The sequence below is a fragment of the Pseudonocardia pini genome (genome assembly GCF_013870575.1).
Taxonomy (GTDB): domain Bacteria; phylum Actinomycetota; class Actinomycetes; order Mycobacteriales; family Pseudonocardiaceae; genus Pseudonocardia; species Pseudonocardia pini.
Window position 1 is genome coordinate 1 of record NZ_JACBXB010000242.1, and the last position, 7,151, is coordinate 7,151.

A 7,151-nucleotide genomic window follows, 5' to 3' on the forward strand; every position below is an offset into this window, starting at 1 on the left:
CCGGAACCGGTGACCGAGCCGCTGGGCTACGACCGCGACGGCGGCAGCATGCGGCGCTGGCGCCTGCTGCTGGAGCCACTGCTCGACCCGGACGCCGTCGTGCTGCACCGGCGCTTCCACGTGATCCGGTTCGTCGACGTCGAGCTGGCCCAGCGGGCCCGTGCCCCCGGCAGGCGCGACCACCGGCTGTTCGTGAGCCAGCTCGTGGACTCGGCGGCGGGCCTGCTCGGCGCGCGGTCGTCGAACGAGACCCGCAAGCTCCGGGCGGAGCGCGGATGAGTGTCGTGGACCTGGACGCCCTGGCCCGCTGGGTGCGGGCGGAGGGGATCGGCAAGGAGATCGGCGAGGTCGTCCCGCTCGCGGGCGGCACCCAGAACGTGGTGCTGAAGATCGAGCTCGACGGTCGCCCCGTCGTCCTGCGCCGCCCGCCGGAGCACCCCCGACCCACCAGTGACCGCACCCTGACCAGGGAGATCACGGTGCTGCGCGGGCTGGCGGACACCGACGTCCCGCATCCCCGACTGATCGCGGGCTGCACGGACACCGCGGTGCTCGGCGTGGTGTTCTACCTGATGGAGCTGGTGGCGGGCGTCAACCCCGGTGAGGGGGTCAGCGAGGCGCAGCGGGCCGATGCGGCGCTGCGGCACGGGCAGGGGCTGGCCGTGGCGCGGGCGCTGTCCCGGCTCGGCGCGGTGGACCCCGTGGCGCAGGGGTTGGACGTGCTGCGCAAGCCCGGCAGCTTCCTCGGCAAGCAGGTCCCGCAGTGGCTCGCGCAGCTGGAGTCCTACCGGGAGTTCCCGGGGTGGGAGCCCGGCGGTCTGCCCGCGGTCTCGCAGGTCGCGACCTGGCTGGAGGAGAACCGCCCGCCGGACGCGGCGCCGGGTGTGATGCACGGCGACTTCCACCTCAACAACGTGCTGCTCGCCTCCGCGGCGCCCGAGGTGGCGGCGATCGTCGACTGGGAGATGTGCACGGTCGGGGACCCGCTGCTGGACCTCGGGTGGCTGATGGTGACGTGGCCGGAGGCACCGCGGGCGATGGACGTCGGCGGCCCGTTCGCGCAGCTCGGCGGCCTGCCGAGCCGGGCCGAGCTCGTCGAGGCCTATGCGGCGGCCGGGGGACGGGCCCCGGAGCACGTCGACTGGTACACGGCGCTGGCGGGCTTCAAGCTCGGCATCGTGCTGGAGGGCACCTGGGCCCGGGCGAGCGCGGGAAAGGCCCCACAGGAGGTCGGCGAGCGCCTGCACACCCACGCCGTCGGCCTCCTGGACCTCGCCGCCACGATCGTTCGCGGCGACTGGTCCGTCCTCGGCCGACGGTGAGTGGCGATGGTCGTTCCAGCGACTGTTCCAGCGACCATCGCCACTCACCGCTCGTCAGGCCAGGCCCTTCTCCGCCGTGCCGCGGGTGGCGTCGCCGAGCTGGGAGCCGCCGTCGACGTCGAGGATCGTGCCGCTCACGTACGTGGCCGAGGGGGAGCAGAGGAAGACCGCGGCCTCCGCGACCTCCTCGATCTCGCCCCAGCGCTTCATCGGGATCCGCGCGTAGTGCGCCGCCCGGGTGCTCTCGTCCGGGGCGAGCCGGGCCATGCCCTCGGTGCCCGAGATGGGGCCGGGGGAGATGCCGTTGACCCGCACGTCGGGGCCCCACTCCATGGCCAGCACCCGCACGAGCTGGTTGATCCCGGCCTTGGCCGCGCAGGCGTGCGCCTGCATCGGGACCGCGTTGACGGCCTGGCCCGCGGTGATCGCGATCAGCGACGCCCCCGGGGTGCGGAGCAGGTCGTAGGAGCCCTTGAAGACGTTGAACGTGCCGTTCAGGTCGATGTCGATCACCGTGCGGAAGGCGTTCGCGGACATCTGCGCCGCAGGCGCCAGGAAGTTGCCCGCGGCTCCGGACACCACGATGTCCAGTGGGCCCAGCTCGCTCGCCACCTGCTCCATGGCGGCGCGGATCGCGGCGTAGTCCCGGACGTCGGCGGACAGGCCGAGCGCCCCCGCCCCGATCGAGTCCGCCGCGGCCTTCGCCTTCTCGGGGTTGCGGCCCGCCACGGCCACCCGGGCCCCGAGCTCGGCGAACCGCCGGGCGATCCCGAGGTTGATGCCGCTGGTGCCGCCGGCCACGAACACCGTGCGGTCGGCCAACAGGCCGTCGCTGAACGCGCTCACGTCGTGAGTCCTCTCCGTCGAGTCCGCCCATCATGCGATGAACGCGACGATGACGTCTACGTCAGGTCGCGTCACGATGAACACGTTGCAGGTGGAGGTAGGCGGCGGCGTTCAGCGCGATCCCGTTCCGCGCCGCCTCGTCCGTCGCCGCCCGGACCTTCGCCGGGACGCCCGCGACCAGCGAGTTCGGTGGGATCTGCACGCCCTGGGTCACGACCGCGCCCGCGGCGACGATCGAGCCGGACCCGATCCGCGCCCCGTTCATGACCACGGCGCCCATGCCGACCAGCACGTCGTCCTCGACGGTGCAGCCGTGCAGGACGACCCGGTGCCCCACACTGACCCCGGTGCCGACCGTGCACGGGAACCCGGGATCGCAGTGGACGACGGTGCCGTCCTGCAGGTTCGTGCGCGCGCCGATCGTGATCGTCTCCAGCTCGGCGCGGAGCACGCAGGTGTACCAGACGGACGCCTCGGCGCCGATCCGCACGCGGCCCGCGACCACGGCGCCCGGGGCGATCCAGGCGCTCGGGTCGATCTCCGGCGTGTGCCCCCCGAGCGTGATCACACGGCCTCGAAGGCGCGCAGGATCTCGGCGCTGAACAGCACGAACCGTGCGGTCTCGACGCTGCTCGGGGTGTCCCGCACGGTCGTGACGGCGATCCGGGCGGCGTCGTCGAGCGGCCAGCCGTAGATCCCCGCGGACACGGCGGGGAAGGCCACGGACCGCGCGCCCAGCTCGTCGGCGACCCGCAGCGACTCGCGGTACGCCGAGGCCAGCAGGTCCGAGCGGTCCTCCCGCTTCGCGTACACCGGCCCCACGGTGTGGATCACCCACCGGGCGGGCAGCTTCCCGGCGGTGGTCGCCACGGCCCGCCCGGTCGGCAGCCCGTCCGGGTACCGCGTGCGGCGCAGCTCCTCGCACTCGCGCAGGATCTCCGGGCCGCCCGCGCGGTGGATCGCGCCGTCGACCCCGCCGCCGCCGAGCAGGCCGGAGTTGGCGGCGTTGACGACGGCGTCGACCTCCTGCGTGGTGATGTCGCCCTGGACGAGCTCGATGGTCGTCATCTCCGAACCTCCTGCAGCAACGGGATCGCGGCGATCTTCGCCTCGGTGAGGGACTCCCAGAGGATCCCCGCCACGGGTCGTTCCCCACGCGCCGCCCGGCAGTCGATCACCCGCTCGGGCGTGACGACGAGGTCGACCGGCACGTCGTGCGCGGCCGTCGGGATCGCGCCCGCGGGCCTGACCTGCAGCTCGTGCACGGTGGTGACCACCACGGTGTCGGCCGAGACCAGCCCCGCCGCCGCGGCCAGGGCGAACTCCAGGTCGGCGAACCCGCCGCCCTTGCCCAGCCGGGCGCCGTCCTCGCCCGCCGCGACACAGCCCGTCACGACCAGGTCGACCGGCTCCAGGTCGGCGACGGCGACGCGGCGGGCGTTGCGCGTGGCGTGGGTGATCGACACGGCACGGCGGGGGGAGTCGGTGAGGTGCTCGGGATCGAGCAGGAAGAACGGGTCGGGCTCGGCGAGCCTGGGGACGGCCATGTACAGCGTCTTGCCGTCCTCAAGGGCGCGCTGTCGCACCGGGAGCTGGGCGGAGTCCGGGTTGGACTTGACCGCTGCGGCCTTCGTCCACTCCGGAAGGGTCCGGAGCAGCTCGGCGGCCTTCTCGGCGCCGACGAAGTTGGAGATGCGGTTCCGGGCGCCGGGGAAGCGGGCGACCGCGGCCTCGGTGAGGGCGGTCCAGACCTCGTCCCGCAGGGCGGCCTTCGCGTCGAGGACCTCGCGCTCGCCACCCGCGTCGTGGTCGTGTCGCCGCGGTGTCCGAATCATGGCACCCAGCCTAGGCGTGTCCTTCTCGGAACGACGTCGATCACGAGATCCGCGGCCCCGGACTGACCGGACACGCCTAGGGTGAGGGGCGATGACCCTCTCGCACAGCGCCCACTGGGGCGCGTTCTCCGCCGACTGGGCGGACGGGGAGCTGCGGGTCACCCCGCACCCCCGCGATCCCGATCCCTCGCCGGTCCTGCACAACGTCCCCGCGGCCGTCCGCAACGCGGTGCGGGTGGCCCGGCCCGCGGTGCGTCGGGGCTGGTGGGAGAAGGGCCCGGGGCCGACGGACCGGCGCGGGCGCGAGGACTTCGTCGAGGTCGGCTGGGCGGAGGTGCTGGACCGGCTGGCCGCCGAGCTGCGCCGGGTGCACACCGACCACGGACCCACGGCGGTCTACGGCGGCTCCTACGGCTGGGCGAGCGCGGGACGGTTCCACCACGCGCAGAGCCAGATCCACCGGTTCCTGGGGATGGCGGGCGGCTACACGCAGTCCGTCAACACCTACTCCGGCGGGGCCGCGGAGGTGCTGATCCCGCACGTCCTGGGGCAGTTCGACGCCGTGACCCGCTCCGTCGTCACCTGGGACCAGATCGCCGCGCACACCGACACGGTGCTGGCCTTCGGCGGGATGGCGCTGAAGAACTCGCAGATCGGGCCGGGCGGGGTCTCGCGGCACGTCGAGCGGGCGGCGATGGTCGCGGCCCGCGGCCGCGGCGCCGAGTTCGTGCTGGTCAGCCCGCTGCGGCCGGACCTCCCGCCCGAGGTCGGGGCCCGGTGGCTGGCCCCCGAACCCGGTACCGACGCCGCGCTGATGATCGGCCTCGCGCACACGCTCATGGTCGAGGACCTGCACGACGAGGCGTTCCTGCGGGAGCACTGCGCGGGCTGGGAGACCTACGCGGCGTACCTGCAGGGTCGGGACGCGGTGTGGGCGGCCGAGATCTGCGGGATCCCGGCGGAGGAGATCCGCGCCCTGGCCCGCAGGCTCGCGCGGGGCCGCACGCTGGTCACGGTCTCGCAGTCCCTGCAGCGCGCGGAGCACGGCGAGCAGCCGGTGTGGGCGGGGCTCGCGCTCGCCGCGATGCTCGGGCAGATCGGGCTGCCCGGCGGCGGGTTCTGCTACGGCCTCGGCTCACTGGGCCACTACGGCCGCCCGCGCAACGCCGTGCCCGTCCCCACCTTCGCCCGGCGGCCGAACCCGGTCCGCAGCTACATCCCCGTCGCGCGGGTCGCGGACATGCTCCTGCACCCCGGTGAGCCCTTCTCCTACGACGGCTCGCGGCTCACCTACCCGGACGTGCGGCTCGTCTACTGGTGCGGCGGCAACCCGTTCCACCACCACCAGGACCTCGCCCGGCTGCAACGCGCGCTGGGTCGCGTGGACACCTTCGTCGTGCACGAGTCGGTGTGGACGGCCACGGCCCGACACGCCGACGTCGTGCTCCCGGCCACGACCACGCTCGAACGCGAGGACATCGGCGCGGGCGGCACGGACCCGCTGGTCGTGGCCATGAAACCCGTCGCCGAGCCGTTCGCGGAGGCTCGGGACGACCACGCGATCTTCGCCGCGCTGGCGGCGCGCCTCGGCTTCGAGGAGCGGTTCACCGAGGGCCGCACGCCGCGGGAGTGGCTCGTGCGGATGTGGGAGCGGACCGAGAAGGCCCTGGCGGACAGGGGCTTCCCGGCCCCCTCGTTCGAGGAGTTCTGGGCGGCGGGCGAGCACGAGCTGCCCCCGGGCCCCGACGACGGCGGTGTCCTCGCCGCGCTGCGCACGGGTGCGCCGCTGCACACCGAGAGCGGCAAGGTGCAGCTCGCCTCCGAGGTGATCGCCTCGTTCGGGTACGCGGACTGCCCGGGACACCCGGCCTGGCTGCCGCCCTCGGAGCCGCCCTCCGCCGAGTTCCCGCTGTGGCTGGTCTCGAACCAGCCCGCGACCCGGCTGCACAGCCAGCTGGACTTCGGGGCCACGAGCGCGGCCGGGAAGATCGACGGGCGCGAGGTGATGCGGATCCACCCGCAGGACGCGGAGGCCCGCGGCATCGCGGACGGGGCGGTCGTCCGGCTGCACAACGACCGGGGGGCCTGCCTGGCCGCCGCGCGCGTGACGGACGAGGTCCGCGCCGGAGTCGTCCAGCTGCCGACCGGGGCCTGGTACACACCCGCCACGGAGACCGACCCGACCTGCGTGCACGGGAACCCGAACGTGCTGACCAGGGACGTCGGGAGCTCGCGGCTGGCGCAGGGCTGCACCGGGCAGCTCACGCGGGTGCAGGTGGAGGCCTACCGGGGGAGCCCACCCGTCGTCGTGGCGCACCGGCCCCCGCCGCTCGGATAGCCCCGCCCGCCACCGGGGGATCCCTCGGTGGCGGGCGGGCGTCCGGCGGTGTCGGGGAACCAGTGGCCGCGACAAGGCCGGGGTCGGTGGGTGCGCAGGCTAGTGGTCGCGCAGGGCCTCGATCAGCTCGTCCTTCGACATGTCCGACCGGCCGTCGATGCCGACCCGCTGGGCGCGCTCGTACAGCTCGTCCTTGGTCATGTCGTCGTAGGAGCCCGCTCGGCCCCCGCGCGCACCGACGGTCTTCTTCCCCTCGGCGGCCGAGGCGTTCGCGATCCGGGCAGCCTTCTCCTTCGAGTTGCCCTCGTCGCGGAGCTCCTCGTACATCTTCTCGTTCTTGATGCTCGAGTTCGGCATGCCGTCGGAGTACCCGGACGGCGGTGGTCTACGCCTCCGATGGGGTGAGCGTGACACCGCTGGGCCCCGCCGGGGCGGATGCGGGGGTCCGATCGGGTTCGTCCACCCGCCGCCGCCGGTCGGCCTCGGTGGTCCACGGCAGGTCCGCCGCCCTCCGCTCGACCAGCGTGGCGCCGCGCAGCATCGCCGGTCGGGCGGTCACGGAGACCCGCGAGCCCTGGGTGCGGATGATCCGCAGCGGCTGGACCCGGGCATCGACCATCAGCGGCCGCGAGGTCCGCCCCCGAGCGGCTCTCGCCGCCGAACGAACGGCACCCTGGCTCAGTCCTAGTGAGCGAACGGCACTCTCGCTCATTCCTAGTGAACGAACGGCACTCTCGTGCACCGGGGCGGCGAGCCGACGCAGGGCCGGCGCGACCGGTGGGAGCGTCATGGGGAGCGTGATCCGCGGAG

At 74.0% G+C, this 7,151-nt stretch carries 8 protein-coding genes and 1 pseudogene; 3 read left to right on the forward strand and 6 right to left on the reverse strand.

Annotated features, from left to right (window positions below; all coding sequences use genetic code 11):
• Positions 1-279 (forward strand): annotated as a pseudogene (locus H5J29_RS15385) (TetR/AcrR family transcriptional regulator); the annotation flags it as partial.
• Positions 276-1,322, forward strand: a complete 1,047-nt coding sequence (locus H5J29_RS15390; protein WP_181781649.1) for a phosphotransferase family protein — start codon at positions 276-278, stop codon at positions 1,320-1,322. The pseudogene H5J29_RS15385 and the gene H5J29_RS15390, both read left to right, overlap by 4 nt.
• Positions 1,323-1,376: 54 nt before the next feature.
• Here the strand turns inward: H5J29_RS15390 and H5J29_RS15395 are convergent, their stop codons facing one another.
• From H5J29_RS15395 to H5J29_RS15410, 4 genes are all read right to left on the reverse strand, one after another.
• Positions 1,377-2,168: an SDR family oxidoreductase gene (locus H5J29_RS15395; protein ID WP_181781650.1), complete on the reverse strand. Its 792-nt coding sequence runs from the start codon at positions 2,166-2,168 to the stop codon at positions 1,377-1,379.
• A 61-nt stretch (positions 2,169-2,229) separates the two neighbouring features.
• Positions 2,230-2,736: a gamma carbonic anhydrase family protein gene (locus H5J29_RS15400; protein ID WP_181781651.1), complete on the reverse strand. Its 507-nt coding sequence runs from the start codon at positions 2,734-2,736 to the stop codon at positions 2,230-2,232.
• Positions 2,733-3,236, reverse strand: a complete 504-nt coding sequence (locus tag H5J29_RS15405; RefSeq protein ID WP_181781652.1) for an O-acetyl-ADP-ribose deacetylase — start codon at positions 3,234-3,236, stop codon at positions 2,733-2,735. Before H5J29_RS15405 ends, H5J29_RS15400 begins: the two co-directional genes overlap by 4 nt.
• Complete coding sequence (locus tag H5J29_RS15410; RefSeq protein WP_181781653.1) at positions 3,233-4,003, reverse strand: 5-formyltetrahydrofolate cyclo-ligase; 771 nt, start codon at positions 4,001-4,003, stop codon at positions 3,233-3,235. Before H5J29_RS15410 ends, H5J29_RS15405 begins: the two co-directional genes overlap by 4 nt.
• Positions 4,004-4,094: 91 nt before the next feature.
• Between H5J29_RS15410 and H5J29_RS15415 the strand changes: the two genes are divergently transcribed.
• Positions 4,095-6,341, forward strand: a complete 2,247-nt coding sequence (locus H5J29_RS15415) for a molybdopterin-dependent oxidoreductase (RefSeq protein ID WP_181781654.1) — start codon at positions 4,095-4,097, stop codon at positions 6,339-6,341.
• Positions 6,342-6,440: 99 nt separating this feature from the next.
• Here H5J29_RS15415 and H5J29_RS15420 read toward each other — a convergent pair whose 3' ends face one another.
• Both H5J29_RS15420 and H5J29_RS15425 read right to left on the reverse strand, forming a co-directional pair.
• Positions 6,441-6,698 (reverse strand): DUF7218 family protein, encoded by a 258-nt coding sequence (locus tag H5J29_RS15420; protein ID WP_181781655.1) that lies wholly within the window; start codon positions 6,696-6,698, stop codon positions 6,441-6,443.
• A 28-nt stretch (positions 6,699-6,726) separates the two neighbouring features.
• The gene (locus tag H5J29_RS15425; RefSeq protein WP_181781656.1) at positions 6,727-6,960 is read right to left on the reverse strand and encodes a hypothetical protein; all 234 of its coding nucleotides are present in this window, start codon (positions 6,958-6,960) and stop codon (positions 6,727-6,729) included.
• Positions 6,961-7,151 lie beyond the last annotated feature (191 nt).